The organism is Bradyrhizobium japonicum USDA 6 (assembly GCF_000284375.1).
GTDB classification, from domain to species: Bacteria; Pseudomonadota; Alphaproteobacteria; order Rhizobiales; family Xanthobacteraceae; genus Bradyrhizobium; species Bradyrhizobium japonicum.
In genome coordinates, this window is sequence record NC_017249.1 from 8,265,060 (window position 1) to 8,281,871 (window position 16,812).

At 61.1% G+C, this 16,812-nt stretch carries 7 protein-coding genes and 6 pseudogenes; 4 read left to right on the plus strand and 9 right to left on the minus strand.

What is annotated here, in order from left to right; translation table 11 throughout:
- Positions 1 to 47 precede the first annotated feature (47 nt).
- Complete coding sequence (locus BJ6T_RS38285; RefSeq protein ID WP_011084646.1) at positions 48 to 2,363, plus strand: hypothetical protein; 2,316 nt, start codon at positions 48 to 50, stop codon at positions 2,361 to 2,363.
- Between the two features lie 292 nt (positions 2,364 to 2,655).
- Here BJ6T_RS38285 and ltrA read toward each other — a convergent pair whose 3' ends face one another.
- Positions 2,656 to 4,065, minus strand: a complete 1,410-nt coding sequence (ltrA, locus tag BJ6T_RS38290; protein ID WP_028170458.1) for a group II intron reverse transcriptase/maturase — start codon at positions 4,063 to 4,065, stop codon at positions 2,656 to 2,658.
- 272 nt (positions 4,066 to 4,337) lie between these two features.
- Between ltrA and BJ6T_RS42755 the strand changes: the two are divergent.
- Positions 4,338 to 4,778 (plus strand): annotated as a pseudogene (locus BJ6T_RS42755) (transposase); the annotation flags it as partial.
- Positions 4,779 to 5,571: 793 nt separating this feature from the next.
- On the opposite strand, the gene istB reads toward BJ6T_RS42755, so the two are convergent.
- Together istB and istA are read right to left on the minus strand one after the other, a co-directional pair.
- A complete protein-coding gene (istB, locus tag BJ6T_RS38300) occupies positions 5,572 to 6,282 on the minus strand; it encodes an IS21-like element ISFK1 family helper ATPase IstB (protein ID WP_014497929.1) in 711 nt (236 codons plus the stop codon).
- An 8-nt stretch (positions 6,283 to 6,290) separates the two neighbouring features.
- Positions 6,291 to 7,667: pseudogene (istA, locus tag BJ6T_RS38305) on the minus strand (IS21-like element ISFK1 family transposase); the annotation flags it as partial.
- Positions 7,668 to 8,292: 625 nt separating this feature from the next.
- Between istA and BJ6T_RS38310 the strand changes: the two are divergent.
- Positions 8,293 to 9,627, plus strand: coding sequence for an IS5-like element ISBj2_B family transposase (locus BJ6T_RS38310; RefSeq protein ID WP_014497932.1), 1,335 nt, complete (start codon positions 8,293 to 8,295; stop codon positions 9,625 to 9,627).
- Positions 9,628 to 9,756: 129 nt separating this feature from the next.
- Here the strand turns inward: BJ6T_RS38310 and BJ6T_RS44590 are convergent, their stop codons facing one another.
- The 5 genes and pseudogenes from BJ6T_RS44590 to BJ6T_RS38330 form a co-directional block, all read right to left on the minus strand.
- Positions 9,757 to 9,963, minus strand: a complete 207-nt coding sequence (locus BJ6T_RS44590; RefSeq protein ID WP_011084638.1) for a hypothetical protein — start codon at positions 9,961 to 9,963, stop codon at positions 9,757 to 9,759.
- Between the two features lie 834 nt (positions 9,964 to 10,797).
- Positions 10,798 to 11,199 carry a hypothetical protein gene (locus BJ6T_RS38315; protein ID WP_014497933.1) on the minus strand — a complete coding sequence of 134 codons (402 nt, stop codon included), beginning with the start codon at positions 11,197 to 11,199 and terminating at the stop codon, positions 10,798 to 10,800.
- A gap of 1,003 nt (positions 11,200 to 12,202) precedes the next feature.
- Positions 12,203 to 13,267 carry an IS630-like element ISRj1 family transposase gene (locus tag BJ6T_RS38320; protein ID WP_011084514.1) on the minus strand — a complete coding sequence of 355 codons (1,065 nt, stop codon included), beginning with the start codon at positions 13,265 to 13,267 and terminating at the stop codon, positions 12,203 to 12,205.
- 324 nt (positions 13,268 to 13,591) lie between these two features.
- A pseudogene (locus BJ6T_RS44600) lies at positions 13,592 to 13,750 on the minus strand (IS630 family transposase); the annotation flags it as partial.
- Positions 13,751 to 13,984: 234 nt separating this feature from the next.
- Positions 13,985 to 15,006 (minus strand): annotated as a pseudogene (locus BJ6T_RS38330) (IS110 family RNA-guided transposase).
- A gap of 325 nt (positions 15,007 to 15,331) precedes the next feature.
- On the opposite strand from BJ6T_RS38330, the pseudogene BJ6T_RS38335 reads away from it, so the two are divergent.
- Positions 15,332 to 15,661 (plus strand): annotated as a pseudogene (locus BJ6T_RS38335) (transposase); the annotation flags it as partial.
- 254 nt (positions 15,662 to 15,915) lie between these two features.
- On the opposite strand, the pseudogene BJ6T_RS38340 reads toward BJ6T_RS38335, so the two are convergent.
- Positions 15,916 to 16,709 (minus strand): annotated as a pseudogene (locus BJ6T_RS38340) (IS630 family transposase); the annotation flags it as partial.
- Positions 16,710 to 16,812: the final 103 nt, after the last annotated feature.

Genomic DNA, 16,812 nt, shown 5'->3' on the forward strand with positions numbered 1-16,812 from the left:
AAACGTGAGTAGCGAAATAGCGAGAGAGCGAGCCCTGCGGACTGAACATGGACCGATTCAACACGATCAACCCAGCCGATAAGGCGTCCGCTGCGTCGGATGCCGCCGTGGAACAGCCGGATCAAAAGCATGTGGCGTTTGAGCAGCACCTGGCAGGCGTGCGAGAGGCGGGCCCTGTATATCCGCACGCGGCGCTTCATGATGTCACTGAGGAAGACGATCACCTCATCCAGGCGGCATCGGCCGCTGCTCTCAATGGAGGGCCGCCGCCGAGTGAGACCACCGTCAAAATTTATGATCGTCGGCTTCGCAAATTCGCCGAGGGGCTGAAGAAGTCCGGCAAATCAATTGCTGGGCTCGATGACGATGCCTTACTCGCTAACGCTAGGAAGCTGCTGCCAAACGACAGGGTCATCGCGCCAGCATTGTTAATGATCAGTCGGTACCGCGAGCCCGACGCCAACGCTCGCCCCCTCTCAACACATTATCGTCCTTCCAGGGAAGATGAGGGTCTTATCAGGGATGCCGCCGAGGCAGGTTTTGGTCGACAGATCGGCAGGAAAACGGCCGAGAGCTATGCGAGCGGACTGCGGAAGTTGGCGGTAGCGCTCCGACCCTTGTCCATTGCCGACCTCAGTGATGATAAACTGCTCGGACACGCGGATAGGTTGTTCCCGAAGGACAAGATGCTCATCTCCGCCTTGAATGGCCTTCGGGACTATCGCGCCATTACCCTGCAGACCAATTTAGGCGGAGAAGGAGGCAGTTCGCGCCAGGTCATCCAGCCGTCCACCCCCTCAGCTATGCCGGCCGATGAGCAGCCGATTGGGGACGATGCAGATGAGCGCAGCTCACGGCCGCCGGGGTTCAATGCTCCGCAGGTCTGGCATGGAGTGGGGTTGGCCGTCCATTCGCCTACGGAAAGTGTCGCCCAGGACGTGCTTTTCGATGCTGCAGAAGCCGAGAGCTTCTTGCCGGCGACCATGCTTGGGCCAACGGTCAGTTCAATGGTTCACTCGCCGGTGCAAAGTGTCGATCAGGAGGCGCTTTTCGATGCCGCGGATCGTGCGAACCTTTTGTCGGCGGCGACCTCCAATGCGCCGGTACCTTGGCCAACGATGAGTCCAACCATTCCCTCGCCGGTGCAACGTGTCCCTCGGGACGCGCTTTTCCATGCCGAGGGTCGCGAGAACCTCTTTCGCGCGCTGACCTTCGATGCACTGGTGCCTGGTCCAATGATGAGTTCAATCATCCACTCGCCGGTGCAAAGTGTCCCTCAGGACGCGCTTTTCGATGCAGCGGACCGCGAGAACCTTTTGCCAACGCCGACCTTCGATGCGCTGATGCCTTGGCCAACGATGAGTCCAACCGTTCCCTCGCCAGCGCAGAGTGTTGCTCAAGAAGCGCCTTTCGATGCCCCTGCTTGGCATCCGAGCTTGCGGCAGCCCGATTTCGCCTCTGAAGACCACTCTGGACAGATGATGAACGAAGGCGCTGCGGCGCAGACCACCCTTGAGCAGACGATCGCAGCAGCCGGCGAAGCCTTTGATGCGTCTTTGAGCGTTCCCGAACATTTCTCCCACGGGACTCAGGCCGCGCCGAATATGATGCACAGGCTTCGCCGCTGGGGCCTCTTGCCGGATGCAGCACAGCGGGTAAAGGCCTACGACATTCGAGGTGAGCGCTATATGGCCGTCTTGGGACCGGGAGGGCTCAACGATGTTCAGCTCGTCCATCTGCTGTCGCCCGCTGTCGGCGATACGTTTGATGTTTCTTTCGCCGTTCCCAAGAATTTTTCCCATCGCACCCAGCCGGCCCCCGACGAGATGCTGTCCAAGTTAGGCGAGTGGGACTTCTTGCCTGTTGTGGAACATCCAATCATGAACTTTGAGATCGGCGGCGAACGCTACACGGCCATCTTGGGACCGGAAGGGCCCAAGGACGTTCAGCTCATTCATCACCCTCGGCCCGCTTTGCCGGGCGAAGCTAGGCCTGCGGCACTGAGGACTTCCTCAGATATCTACGGCGGTCTTGCGCCAGGGCTTGATTCGGCGGCTCCGTTCGAATGGAGTAGGGACGCTCCCTCGGCGCTGGCGCCGAACCTTCCTCTGCCGTCTGCCGCACCTGCATCAGGCCATCAGCCAGTCCCGCAAGTGCCTGAACTGGGAGAGTTCTTGGGCGACGGCTGGACGCACGCCTCCCAAGAGGCTTCGCCCGCCGTGATCGACATATTGCAGAATCTAGGCCTTCTGCCGAGCCGGGACGTCCCAATGACCGCTTTTTTTATCCACGGTCAGCTCTACACGGCAGAGAGCCTACCGGGAAGCCGCGTTCTTCTCTTCCATCAGCCACAATTTGGCTGAATGAGGGGCTCGTCGGCACCTCGGACAGCTGCTCAGGCGGACCTAAAACCACGTCTGATCCTCCTTCCGGAGATCTTAGAAGCACGCTTCAACGATGCCGGGCGGTGAGCAAATCCGACCTTTCCAGTGCCACCATGATCTCAAGCAGCTATCGATCAAGTAAGCATTCGGCAGCACCGCACTCTGCAGAGCAAGAGAGGCGCGGTCGAGTAGCTCAGCCATTTGGCTTTCGCCCTCACAGATCCGGGCGGGCGGATTTCCCGCACCCGGCTCTTCCCGAGGGTAACCCGCGTCATATCCGCGCCTGCGCCCAAGTGCGAGTGATGCGTGGAACGGGCAGAGGGAAGCGTGCCGTCAGGGTGTCGAACTCCGACCAGCCCATGCGCCGACTTTTCTGGCTGCGTCGTCTCAGACAACGTAGCCAGATCCGACGCACTTCGCGGTAGAAGCCGTTGAGCGCTGGATAATTGTGCGGCCTGCCATAGTAGCCGTAGTGCCCGCGCAGTGCGGCGGCGAACCGCTCGTGCTGCGTGGCCAGTGGCGCGTGCATGAGCCGCCAGGCGTCCTGGCGCAACGCCGTCAGCTTGCGCGTCAGGCGTTTCCCTTCCGTCTTGTGCTTCACGATGAACCGGCCATCTCGGGTCCGCCCGCAGTAGTGGGTGAAGCCGAGGAAGGCGAAGGTCTCTGGTCGCCGCTCGCCGCGCCGCTGACGCGAGACGGCCGCGAACCGGCCAAACTCGATCAGCCGCGTCTTGCCCTCATGAAGCATCAGGCCAAAGCTGGCCAGCCGCACCTTGAGGGCCAAGAGCATTTCCTGCGCATCTGCCTTGCTCTCGAAGCCCATGACGAAGTCGTCCGCATAGCGCACGGTCACGACGCGACCGCGGGCATGACGACGACGCCATTGGTGGGCCCAGAGATCGAGGATGTAGTGCAGGAAGATGTTGGCAAGGAGCGGGCTGATGCCTGCCCCTTGCGGCGTGCCCCTGTCCGTCTCTCGCTTCTCGCCGCTCTCAAGAACACCGGCCCGCAGCCACAGCTCGAGGAGCCGTAGGATGCGAGGATCGGCGATCCTGTGCGCCACCATCCGCAACAGCCACTCGTGGTCGACCGAGTCGAAGAAGCTGCGTATGTCGGCATCGAGCACCCAGTTCACACGCTGGCTCATGATCGCCGTATGCAAGGCATCAAGCGCCATATGAGGATTCCGCCCCGGCCGGAAGCCGTAGGAGAACCCAAGGAAGTCGGCCTCATAGACGGCGCTCAACACCTCGGCCACCGCGCTTTGGACGATCTTGTCCTCGAGCGCCGGCACACCGAGAGGCCGCTTACCGCCATCGGCTTTGGGGATGTAGACTCGCCGCACCGGCTGTGGCCGGTAGCGACCAGTGTGGACCCGTCCGCAGAGGTCGCGGATGTTATCCGTGAGCCCCTCTTCGTACTTCGCCATCGTTACCCCATCGACCCCCGCGCTGGCCTGCCGCTTTTGTCGTCGAAACGCCCGAAGCAGAGCGTCCTCGTCGATGTGGTGCAGCAAGGCCGTGAACCGGGTTTGGGCAGCCCGCTTGGCCGCCGCGTTCACCCGATCGAGGTTCGGCGGCAAGGCAACCCGGCTCTGTGTCCGGACCCTGGCCTTCTCGCGCGGGCTCCCCTCGGGCTGGCCCCTTCCCTCCATACGTCTCGTTTCCTTCGACGACTTCACAGGTACTATGGACCAGTCCGACTCCCGACCTCAGCTCGGACCGCGGCTCTGGCAGTGCCTCGCCGCTGTCCCCCACTGGAGACCAATCCAGTGGACCCGATCGGGCCTCTCATGTTCCGATGATTGCCTTCCATGCGTGATGCGGCCATCGACCCCGACGGAGCGGCATCGTCTCGCATAACGACGATGCTCATGCTGCCTTCGTGACTAGGGAACACACTCGGCCTCCGGCTGATGGCGCTGGTGGTCGAAGGCATGACCGGCGCGGCATGTGCAGTGAGATCGGCGACAACGTGAAGGCCTTCCTCAACCGCCCGCTCTAGGGCGATCGGCCCTATCTGTGGATCGGCCACGTACGTGAAGCTGCGTCAGCAGGGGCGCATCGTCTCGGTCGCGGTGACCATCGCGTCGAGTTAACAGCGACGGCCGGCGTGAGGCGCTCGGCATTGACGTCGGCCCATCCGAAGCCGAGACGTTCTGGGCCGCGCTCCTGCGCAAGCTCGTCCGCCGCGGCCTGCGGGGCTACGGGCTCGTCGTCTCCGATACTCATGAGGGATCACGGCCACGGTCGGCGAAGTTCTCAACGCCACTAGCGCTGCCGCGTCCACTTCATGCGCAATGCGCTGGCACGTGCCGGCAAGAGCGCACGGCGCCTCGTCTCCGCCTTCATCGCCACGGTGTGCGCTCAGGACGATGCCGAGGACGCGCGGGCGTAATGGCGCTGCGTCGCCGACCAGCTCCGCTCCCCTGCCAAAGCGCGGCGCCTTCCTTGCAGCGCCGGATCCGCTACTGACGGGCAATGCACGGCGGCGGGCAGGAACTCATCTTCCGTCAGACCTCCGGCTCTTGCGATTGATTTGATACGCAAGCGGCTGACCGCTGGCGTTGTCACGTGACGATCTCCTTCATCCCGCTAATCCCGAATCTTTTTCGATTCGCCTGTGCGATGTAGTGCGCGGGCTTCTTCGCCATGTTTCTGAACTTGGCCACTCTAGAATCAGAAATGCCGTCAGTTGCGAGTTCCTTGCGTGCAATGAAAATTCAGATCGAAGCCCGTAGCACGAGTAAGTACGCGGCAACGGGCGGTGCTCCCGCCGCTCTTCGTAAATATGAATGTGCATCACGTCTTCGACCTCTGGACCCACGAGTGGAGAAGCAGCGGCAGCTATGCCGGCGGCAGTCTTATGGGCTTCGAAATAAAACCGAGGTCCTACGCCTTCTCGACGCCCTGCGTGAGCGAATAGCGGAGTTCGGTCTTTCGCTAAATGAGGAGAAGACCCGGATTCTGAAATTTGGACGGTACGCGGCCGAGCGCCTCTCGCGCCGGGGCAACGCCGCCCGAAGACGTTCGACTTCCTCGGGTTCACGCACATCTGCGCGGTGCACCCAACGAAATCCGCACTTCACAATGCGGATTTCACGGATCGTGAGCATCGATTTCGCGCGATCGTGAGCACTGAATTCAGACGATCGTGAGCAGCCCGCTACGGCCGATGGGAGATAGAGTCAGTGTTCTGGTTGGCCGTCAAGGGTGATGGTTTTGGCGCTGCGTTTTCGCATGCTTTCTCCGGTGAGCTGGAGGCGGTGGGCGTTGTGGACGAGGCGATCGAGAATGGCGTCGGCGACCGTGGGGTCCCCAATGGCTCCATGCCAGGTGTCCACGGGGAGCTGACTTGTGACGATGGTGGATGCGCGGCCATGTCGGTCCTCGAGGATTTCGAGCAGATCGCGGCGTTCCGCGGCGGTGAGCACCGATAGTCCCCAATCATCCAAAATCAGAAGCTGAGCGCGGCCGAGGCTTTTGAGGAGCCGGGCGTAGCGTCCGTCTCCGCGCGCGAGCGCGAGCGCCTCGAACAGCCTTGGAACGCGATGATAGAGGACTGATCGGTTGTCGCGGCAGGCCTTGTGGCCGAGCGCGCAGGCTAACCAACTTTTGCCCAGGCCGGTTGCCCCGGTGACGAGCAAATTCTCGTGGCGATCGATCCAGCGACCTTCGACGAGTTTGGCGAAAACGGCGCGGTCGATGCCCCGCGGGGTGCGCAGATCGACGTCCTCGACGCAAGCAGTCTGGCGCAGTGCGGCGATCTTGAGGCGCGTGGTGAGCCGCCTGGTGTCGCGTTCGGCGGCTTCGCGGTCGACCAACAGGCCGATGCGATCTTCGAACGGCAGGGCTTCGAGATCGGGCGATCGGCGCTGCTCCTCGAAGGCCTTGGCCATTCCGGTCAGTCGGCGCCGTAGCTTTTGACGAGCGCCAGAATGCCAAGGCAGGTTCGAAAGCCTTGTTCTGGATGGGGCCGGGCGTCGATCGCGGCCTGGAAAAACGCTGCTGTCGAAGGACCGATCCGCTCGCCGGCGGCGATCACCGCGGCGGGGGTCCATTTGCCGTAGCGGCGATGGGCGCTGGGCATGTGGTCGGCGATGGTGGTGTGTCCGCGTCGGTTGGGCGCGCGGGCATGGCTGGCGATCCGCTGGCCCTTGTGGAAGATCTCGACCGTCCGATCGTCGATACGGGCATCGACCAGCTCGCCAATCAGACGATACGGCGCGGAGTACCAATGGCCGTCGACCTCGACATGATAATCGGGAGCGAGGCGGCAGCGCTTCCAGCGTGCGAAGGCATAAGGCTGATCTGGCAGCGGGGTTAGCTTGGGTTTGTCGAGTTCGGCAAACAGTTCGGCGCGGCTTGAGCCGAAGCCACGCATTTGACGAGCATTGAGTTCGTCGACGAGTGTCTTGATGGCGGCGTTGAGCTCGGCCCGTGAAAAGAAGCGCTGATTGCGCAGCCGGGCCAGAATCCAGCGCTGGGCGATTTGCACCGCGACCTCGACCTTCGCCTTGTCTTTTGGGCGCCGCGGCCGTGCGGCGAGAATGGCGGTGCCGTAATGGCTCGCCATCTCGGCATAAGTGCGATTGAGGCCGGGATCGTAGCGGTCGGGGTTGCTGACGGCGGCTTTGAGGTTGTCGCAGACCACGAACGTCGGCGTTCCGCTCAAAAACGTGAACAAGTTGACGTGGGCCCGGATCCAGTCGGCCAAGCTCTCGCTGGGGCAGGCCTCGGCGTAGGTGTAGTTCGAAGCGCCCATCGCCGCGACGAACAGCTTCATCGGCTGCACTTCCCCGGTCAGGGGATCGACGATGTCGATGGTGTCGCCGGCGAAATCCACGAACACCTTCTCGCCGCCCAGATGAATCTGCCGCATAGAAGGTCGGACCCGCCCCTTCCAGGCCTCGTAGGTAGTGCAGAACCACGTGTACCCGAAACCGTCGGGATTAACGGCGCGATACTCCTCCCAGAGCAGGCGACGGGTTACGTTGCGCCGGCGGAGCTCTTTATCGATGTAGCTCCAGTCGGGCACCGGCCGCTGCGGGCTCTGAGACGCTGGTCGTGGGGCCGGGAAAAGCAAAAGCTCCAGGTCTTCATCGGTCATTCCCTCCGGAAGCGGCCAGCTCAACCCAGCAGAGCGGGCGCGGCTCAGGTAGCTGTGCACAACGCCGTTGCTGACGCCCACGCTCCGCGCGATGGCCCGCTCTGGCAGGCCTTGAAAATGTTTTAACCGAAGGACTTCCTTGATCCGGCGCATCGACAATCTCTGGGTAGGCATTGGACTTCCTCGTTAACCACGAGGTCATCCCTAAGCCGGTTGAGTTGTCGGCCGAAGCGCTGCAAGGCTCCGAAAGCCTTGCTCACGATCCTGCGAAATCGTTGCTCACGATCCCCTGAAATCCGCGCTCACGATCCCGCGAAACGCGCATCACAATCCGACGGGTGACAATCGACTCCCGCAATGCCAGGATGGCACGATACGACACGGCGTAACGAACCGCCGCCAGGCGTTCATCGTTGATACCGGCGCGTGGCTCCGCCGCGTGTTGCAGGGATACCTGAACTACGACACCATTCACGGGACTCTGATACGGGCTCGGGCCTTGGCCCGGTGCGATGCTTACGCGCTGGCCCGCCGAGCGACCACAGCGCGTTCTGCAGACCCTCGGCCAGGGCGACGAAGCTCTCGCCCCAGGACTGGTAGTCGCCTCACGTGTCTCGGCGATCAGCTTCGGATGTTGTCCGTGAACAAGCCTCCAAGCACTTGATTGAGAGTCTGTTTTCCGGTTGCGGCGGCATTTGAGATTGCAGGGGATTGGGGCTTCACAGCAAAAACCTGCAATTTCGATTTTGGATTTCCCTGCCGCTGCGAACCGTGATTCTGTGCTGCATCGGAGGGACCGATGCGACCAAAGAAGCACAGGACGACAGGCTCGAACGATCTGTTCCGGTCCCGGCTGGACCAGATCATCAACATGCGACACGAGCTGGTTCTGCTCGCCGGCAGGGTCGATTGGGACTGGATCGACGGCGAGATCGCGCCGCTCTACAGCGACAACGGCAGGCCGGGTATCGCGACCCGCTTCATGATCGGATTGCTGCTGCTCAAGCACATCTACTATGGGGTGTGCGAGCGCTGGGTCCACGATCCGTACTTCCAGTTCTTCACCGGCGAAGAGTTTTTCCAGCACGTTTTCCCGCATGAGCGCTCAGACCTGAGCCACTGGCGCAAGCGGCTCGGCGACAAGCTGGAGCGGTTGTTGGCCGAGAGCCTTCGCGTGGCGCACGCGAGCGGTGCGTTGCGCAGCCAGGACCTCAAGCGGGTCACGGTCGACACGACCGTCCAACCGAAGGCCATCAGCTTCCCGACCGACGCCAAGCTGCTGCATGCAGCGATCCGCGGGTTGAACCGCCTGGCGAGGAAGCACGGGGTCAGGCTCCGGCAATCCTATGTTCGCGTGGCCAAAAGCGCGGCGATGATGGCGGGCCGCTACGCTCATGCCAAACAATTCAACCGGCATCAGCGACAGCTGCGCATCCTGCGCAGCCGGCTGGGCCGGATCATCCGCGACATTCGCCGCAAGACCGAGGGCCAGGCCGCATTGGAGGGGGCATTCGCCCTGCCGCTGAGCCGAGCCACCCAGATCGGCTCGCAGCAGCAGCGCCAGCGCGGCTGGAAGTTGTATTCCTTCCATGCTCCGGAGGTCGAGTGCATCGGCAAGGGCAAGGCCGCCGCGCCCTATGAGTTCTGCGTGAAGGCCTCCATCGTCACCAACAACCAAAGAGCTCCGGGCGGCTTGTTCGTGCTCCACGCCTGCTCGCTGCCGGACAACCCCTACGACGGTCACACCCTTCGCAACGTCATCGAGCGCACCGAGAGCCTCACCGGCTGCCCGATCGAACGGGCCTATGTCGACAAGGGATATCGCGGCCACGACACACAAAATCCCCGCCGCGTCTTCATCTCGGGCCAGAAGCGCGGCGTCTTCGGCGTCATCAAGCGCGAGCTACGCCGCCGTTCCGCCATCGAGCCCATCATCGGACACATGAAGAACGAAGGTCACCTTAGCCGCTGCTATCTCAAAGGCCGCGCCGGAGATGCCGCTAACGTTCTCCTCTCGGCCGTTGGCCACAACCTCCGCCGTGTCCTGGCTTGGCTCAGAGACCTTTTGTCCCTCTTCCTGCTCTCACTCTGGCCAACGCTCAACTGTCCAGTTCAGCCCAATTCGGCTTATTAACGATCGACTCGGATCGCAGGCAGCGCGGGCGACTCGCCGCCTTGGCTGACTTCAATCGGGAGCTAGTTCAGTTTCTGCGGAGAAAAATCTCGTGTTCCGAGCCTGGCGGCCCGATACCGGCTGTTTAGTTCACGTCCCCGAGAGTAAGACTTTTATTTGGCTCAGATCCGGATGGGGCAGAAGCTTGTGCAAACCCATTCGCAACTTGAGGTCTTCCGGCGCCCACGGATCTCCCTGCTGCCAGCTCGGGGGCACATAAAGAGACAAACTTGGCAGCGGCTGGTTGCGCCGCACTTGCGGCGCATAAGGCGAGGATGTTGAGTTGAAGCCGTCCATGTTCCACCCCCTGAACGCTTAAAGCCGACTACAGAAGGTCAGCGACAGGAAACAGCGCGGGCGCGGCCTGGCGCCTACCGACCTGGGGGGCTGGATAAAGGCACTATCCCTGCCGCTCCGCGCTGCCGTTGAGTTTAGCGGAAAGCGTGACTCGGCGCTGACCGTTCTGGATAGATAGCGCTGTCCCTGCCACGTCCCGTTAACCACAACGGCTCTGTATCCGGGCTGGCTTACTGAAAGCTGACGAGACCCGGCAATTCCCAAAACGAAAGCGGCCCGTGTGGGCAAGTTGCAGTCAAGCGTGAGAACGACGTTCCGGCGGCACGCTTGGTACCACGTCAGCCTGAGCATTCGCCAGCTAGCAGCTCCGGTGTCCAGCGCCCGGCCTGCCGGAGGGCCGCAGGCGGTGGCCACCAGAAGGGCCTCTTCCTTGTCGTTGAGTTCGCGCTCTGCCCGGTAGGCGGCTCTTCGCTCTGGTTCTCCGCCAGGTTGCCTTCGACAAAAACGTCGAAGGGTGGGAGACCGCCAAGTGGCCGACGCCCAGGCTTGTGGCGATCACGTCATCACTCATCCCGGCATCGGCCGCCAACCGGATCTGCGCCCCCTTGAGCGGACAGCGGTTGCCTGCCTCCGCCTAAGAAAAGCTCTATTCGACAAAAAGAGAGGTATCTATGGCAAACGAATCTTAGATAACTCGCGGCATCTTGAGTTCAGAGCAATCGTGGGATTTGGCGGGTGAGCTGAAGCCACTAAAGCGACCCACACCCTCGTCAGTGGGCGACATATGCCCTCGGCTCTGGAGGAAGTAGCTGCGATCGGGCTCTTATCGCAAGCTCAGTGAAGCGCCTGCCTTCCCGCGGGTGATGGCTGTGGCTTGAGATGATCCAATATCTTCGAGCCGGCGCTGAACGACCTCGACCAGAATTTCTCCAGAAAATCCAGGTGACACCGCAACAGCTCCGAGGAAGTTTTGGAGTCCGCGATATCCTTCAGAAAGGTGGCCTGATCGTGCAGGGAGGAAGCCGCCAAACCTAGTCCGTCCTTCAGGGCCGCAGCGAACAGGTTGCTTGTCGCTTCAATCGAGCTCTGCCATTCCCGAAAAGTAAATGGACTAGGCGATGCGGCTGTCGTAGATTTCCCAGCGCCATCGGCGGAAGCGCCAGATATCAGAGCCGGGTCGTGCCCGACATGTGGCCGCCGCTCGCGTTTCTCGTCTTCGCTTGCATTCGGTGCCATTCGAGATCTCCTAGCTTGAAGGGCTTATAACGTACTAAGTTGTTCGCCGCTCATTTCGATCATCCCCTACAAGGTACCACAATTGCCAACACGCGATACCTACCTCATTTGGTAACGTGGCAGCAAAGGAGGCAGTGAACGCGATACGGCCAGAGCCCATAGGCTGTAAAGCGCGCGTCCGTGTGCTGTCGCTTTGCCCACCGGTGCCGGCCCAGAGGCTGAGAACTGGGGCGATCGGATGGAGGATGGTGCCGGCTGCGCGTAGATGGCTGGCGGCGGCAAAGTCGGTGAGCGCACGTACATGGAGCAGCAATCAACATTCAATAATTGTTTAAGATTCTCCAAGCCGCTGGAACGGGCGATCGCTTCTACCCTGCTTCGAAGGCTTCACTGGCAGCCTGCTCGGCCTGTTGACGGCCCTGCCCTCTGAGCCAACGAGCGCTTCTGGACGGGCCACATGAAAGCGACTTTGAATCGCGGTGGATGCCCTCGACGGCTGGAAGCCGATTCGGCCGGCTGGCGTATATGATCTATTAGAACCATCTCGGCGGCTCGCGCAACCAGGCGACCGCCAGGCACTTAACCGCCGCGGCACCGCTATACGGGATCATCCAGAGGTTCTTGCCGACCGAATGCGAAATCCATGCTTCGATACGACGAGCTAACTGCCGGCGCAAACTTGCGATGTTCGGCGAAGCTTGTCCGGTGTCAGCTAGCGGGTTGGGTTAGGTGAAGCAATAGACGTTGCAAGCACCCCGCGCGGGAAAACGGCGTTGATGGACAATGGCGGCAATACCCTTGCGTCTCGAGTTTAGCTGGAGGCTTGCTTTTTCTCTCGCACGCAGGCTTACGTCCTGTGGCTCTCGAACGTGTGCGGCGCAATGTGGCACTCGGGCCGATCTTGAGACGTATAAACGCTGTGATCGTATGAACTTGTAGCAGCGCGGCTCGAGATAGACGACCAGAGACATGCTCCAGATGGCACCGTCCCTAGTACCCGGAATCAGAGCTGAGTGATACGGCGGCCTTTGAAACGGCGTTGACGGACCTTTTTCTTGGTCCAGACGAAGGGCTCGGCTCTGTCGTTGTATGCGTTGACGTAGGCATCGATGTGTTCCTGAAGCTGCTTGAGGCTCGTGAAGGAGGTGCCGCTGAGCGACTGCCCCTGCAAGATGGAAAACCATACTTCGACCTGATTGAGCCATGACGCACTTGTCGGCGTGAAATGAAATTGCACGTTGGGGTGGGCCTTGAGCCAGTCCTCGTTCTTTTTATGGGTGTTGAGGTTGTCGAGGATGACGTGAAGCTTGCGGTTCGGAAAAGTCGCGGTGACGCTGTTCATGAAATCGAGAAACTCGACGCGGCGCCGGCGTTTTGAATGGGTCGCGATGATCTTTCCGGTGGCGACTTCGAGCGCCGCAAACAATGTTGTGGTGCCATGCCGCTTGTAATCGTGGCTTTGGCCGGTTAAGGCGCGGCCATTGGGCAACTTCAGATAACCCTGCGCTCGCTCCAAAGCCTGGATCGAGGGCTTCTCGTCCACGCACAGCACAATGGCCTTCGCCGGCGGCGCGACATAGAGGCCGACAACATCGGCGGCTTTGGCCGTAAAGTTCGGGTCGTTGCTCTCGCACCAGGACTTGCGAGCCACCAGGTCAATCTTGTGGCTGCGCAGGAACCGCCAGACATATTGGACATCGACATCGCCCAGCGCCTCGGCCAGCAGGGGGCCGGTCCAGCGCGCAAACCCTTGCGGTGGCGGCTTATCCAGCAGCTTCAGAATCCGCTTGTCGGTCGTCTTCGTATAGATCGGCTGCTTGCCAGGCCGCGGCTTGTCTTGCAGCCCTTCAAGGCCATGGTCGGCATAGCGATGCCGCCAAAGGCTGACAATCCGCGGCTGGACCCCAACTTCCTTGGCGATCGACCGGGTGCTGCGCCCATCCGCCGCCAACAGAACTATCCGCGCCCGCTTCAAATCGCGCTGCAACGTCACCGGTGAGCGACAGCACGCCTCAAGCACCTTGCGATCTTTCCTCGAAAGGTGGACTTCTCTTGCTTCGGGTATCATCCCGACCTTGAATCACGACTCACGTTCCAAGAAAAGTGGGTACTAGTTGACGATCAGCACTACCGGCTTGTCAACCGAGTGGCAGGGTCCCCTAGCCAAGGTGGTACAAGTCGACGTCCTCGAGGGTGTAGGCGCTGAAGCTCCCGAAATGGGCGAACAAGTTGTTGCGCTTGGCGCCGCAGCTGATCCGGTGATCCGGTCGGCGAGGCCGCGGCCCAGAGGCTATCGGGCGAGCGCATCGGCGCCTCGCGGAAGATGCGAGCATCGATTGAGCGCCAGCCTGCAGATCGCAGCGTCAGGACAGGACGACCTAGTCACGTGAATCTAATGTTCGCCACATAAAGTCTGCTGGGTTTTGTGGCAGAAGCGTTTGACGGAAGCCAAAATCTGGTCTGCGGACTTGGTCCATTTGAAGGGCTTCGGGTTTTGGTTGTGCAGGTGGATGAAGGTGCAGATGTCGGCCTCGAGTTGCCCGACGGAGGTGTCGTCTAATCGCTGCTGGGACGTCAAGCATTTAGTTTCGTCAAGAGACGCTGCCGGGTGCGTGGTTGTCTTCGCGGTCGACATTGGTCGCCGCATGATGGAGCTTCGCGGACGAGCCTTCAATGTGGACGACGCACTTTGCTGAGTCAGCAGTGCAACCCCATCAGCGGAATGGCTCGGCTCACGTCCTGGCAGGGATACCTTAGGCGTTCAGGTTCTGAACGCTATCCGAGCTTATGCGGCAGCTCCGGCATTCGGATTGAACAGCTCGCCGGTCTTAAGCATCGTATGCTTATCACCGCCAGTTTCCGTGCCACAGCCACGGCGGCTCTTTTGAAGCCGATCCTCTCCCGGAGATGCCGTCCCCACGTCCGCAGAGCGCTGTCGGTTGAGCTGCGCGTCAGAATGACCGCTGCCGCTTCATAGAGAAGCCCACGCAAATGGCGGTCGCCACGTCGGGATATATGGCCATCATAATCGACTTCTCCGGATTGGTAGCGGCGCGTTGTCAGGCCGATCCACGCGCCAACAGATCGGGATTTCCTAAAGTTGTCAGGCTCCTCAATAGCTGTGGCAAAAGAGGTTGCGGTGATCGCACCGATGCCCGGAATCGACATGAGGATGCGGCAGGCCTGACTCTCGCGCGCATCCCGAACCAACTGGCGACCGAGTTCGGCGGCGCGGATGCGAATGCCACGCCAGGCTTCCAGCATCGGAAGCACGATGGATGCAAGTCCGTCCTGATCAGCCAGAAGGTTCCGGACGTTCTCGAAGGTGCTTCCCTTTCCGGCGGGAACAAGCAGACCGAAGGTCTTCATGACGCCGCGGATCTGGTTCGAAAGCTCGGTGGTGATCCGGACCAGCCGCGTGCGCGCCGCGACAAGCGTGCGGGTCAGCATGCTGTTGAATCCCTTCACGCGCACCTCACGAAAGAACCCGACTTCCGCGAGCTGCGCCAGACCATCGGCGTCGTTCGCGTCCGTCTTGTTCGCCGCCATATCGAGCGCCGCTTTATCATGGCGCGCATCGACGCAGATCGCCGGCAATCCTTCGGTGCGCAAAGAATGATAGAACCATACCGACAGCGGTCCCGTCTCGAACACCACGCGTTTCACGGCCGGCGCCCGCTTGCGGATGAGCGCGGCGATGACACTGGGATCAGATGCACACTTGCCGCGCCAGATCCGTTCACCTGCTCGACGGATCGAGACCGCCGTCTCTTTCATCGACACATCGAGACCGATATACTCTTCCATGGCTGTTCTCCATTCGATGCTTGGGCCCGGCGTCCAGTCGTGAGCCCGTATTTCCATCCTATCGGGGAACAGCCACCCTCCAAGACTATTGATTGTCTTTAGGGCAACACGCTCCTGCGATTACCCCATGTGGACGCCCCCTCACGGCATCGCTGTGCCAAAGTGGTGTCGTTGACCATCACTTGAACGGAGGCGTCCATGTCGGAATTTAGCATAATCGCGTTGGATCTGGCGAAGAATGTGTTCCAGATGCACGGCGCGGATGCATCAGGAACCGTGCTTTTCCGCAAGAAGCTGCGCCGGGATCAGATCCTTAAATGTCTTGCCGCGCAGCCGACGTGCACGGTCGCAACGCGACTTTGCGGCATGGCTGGGGCTTACCCCGCTGCAGCGCTCCACCGGAGGCAAGCAGAAGCTCGGCAAGACGTCACGTATGGGCGAACGAACCCTGCGACGACTACTGATCATCGGCGCGAGCGCGGCCGTGCGCTGGGCAATGCGCAAAGACTCGACAGCGGATTCTTGGCTTGCGCGCATGCTTGCCCTCAAGCCGCCCATGCTGGTGATCGTCGCCCTCGCTAACAAGATGGCGCGCATCGTCTGGGCATTGATGGCGAGAGGCGGAACCTATCGGGCTCCGGCTGCGGCGAAGTAGTTCCGCGGCAGGGACCGTGAGTGTGAGAAGGTCAACCGGAGAGTATGGCGCACGGTCACGAGACAGGAATGGGAAAACCAGATCATGGATACGCGCCTCGAGCACGCGAAGTTGAATTGGACCCGTTCCGCGAACTCCCATACGGGCCAGCGGCATGTGGCAGCCGCAACAAAAGGCCGAACACATGTCAGCGCCCGACCACGCTCCGCACTCTTCGAAAGATTCTTCTTGCACCAACGGGGGCGTCTACACATGTCCATGACGATATGGACATCGAGGCCTTCAGGAACTTGAGCATCGATCTCTTTTAAAAACTTCAAGACTCGACTGCCCGGTGGCGCTTGTAGCATTTGCCGATGACGAACCCCGAGGCGACATCGAGCGCGGCAAACAGCGTGGTCGCACCATGCCGCACATAGCTGTGCGTACGACGCTCCGGTATGCCGGGCATCATTGGCAAGACCGGCTGCTCGCGATCGAGTGCCTGAATCTGGCTTTTCTCATCGATGCTGAGGACAAGGGCTCGGTTCGGCGGGGACAGGTAAAGCCGACGATGTCGCGTGCCTTGTCGACGAGCCGCGGATCGCTCGACAACTTGAATGTCTGGCTACGGTGCGGTTGCAAGCCGAACGCCGACCACATTCGGCGGATCGTGGTGCGGGAAAAGCCAGTTTCCGCAGCCATCGAGCGGATCAACCATTGCGTCGCCTCGGCCGGCGTCGTACGCAGCGTGCGATCGATCATGGCGGCAACCTGATCGTCGTTGATGGTGCGAGGGCGGCCAGGGCGTGCCTCGTCAAGCAAGCCATCACAGCGATCCTTCAAAAATCGGCGGCGCGACTTGCCAACGGTGTGTTCGTGGAGGCCGAGTTCGGCAGCCACAGACTTGCTTGGCAAGCCATCCGCCCACCGCAGGATCGCGCGGCATCGCTCAGGAAAGCAACCGCGCAGCACGATGACGACGAACTTGCCTCTCCAAGTACGCCCGCTCCTGCGGACTCAGCACCAACGGCGCGATCGGCCGGCCTTTCCCACCTGCATTCGCCACAAGCGCTCTCCTCTCTCGAGATTCAAGCTATCAACCAATGCGACGAACTTGCGTTCCGGATGACTAGGGTCTGTACCTAAATAGCGCCACGTGATTCTCTTGC

Coding starts and splice junctions, on each gene's coding strand:
- BJ6T_RS38310 (WP_014497932.1), top strand. CDS start 8,293: ATGCGACCAAAGAAGCACAGGACGACAGGCTCGAACGATCTGTTCCGG.
- BJ6T_RS38315 (WP_014497933.1), bottom strand. CDS start 11,199: ATGGCACCGAATGCAAGCGAAGACGAGAAACGCGAGCGGCGGCCACAT.
- BJ6T_RS44590 (WP_011084638.1), bottom strand. CDS start 9,963: ATGGACGGCTTCAACTCAACATCCTCGCCTTATGCGCCGCAAGTGCGG.
- BJ6T_RS38285 (WP_011084646.1), top strand. CDS start 48: ATGGACCGATTCAACACGATCAACCCAGCCGATAAGGCGTCCGCTGCG.
- istB (WP_014497929.1), bottom strand. CDS start 6,282: ATGGCCAAGGCCTTCGAGGAGCAGCGCCGATCGCCCGATCTCGAAGCC.
- BJ6T_RS38320 (WP_011084514.1), bottom strand. CDS start 13,267: ATGATACCCGAAGCAAGAGAAGTCCACCTTTCGAGGAAAGATCGCAAG.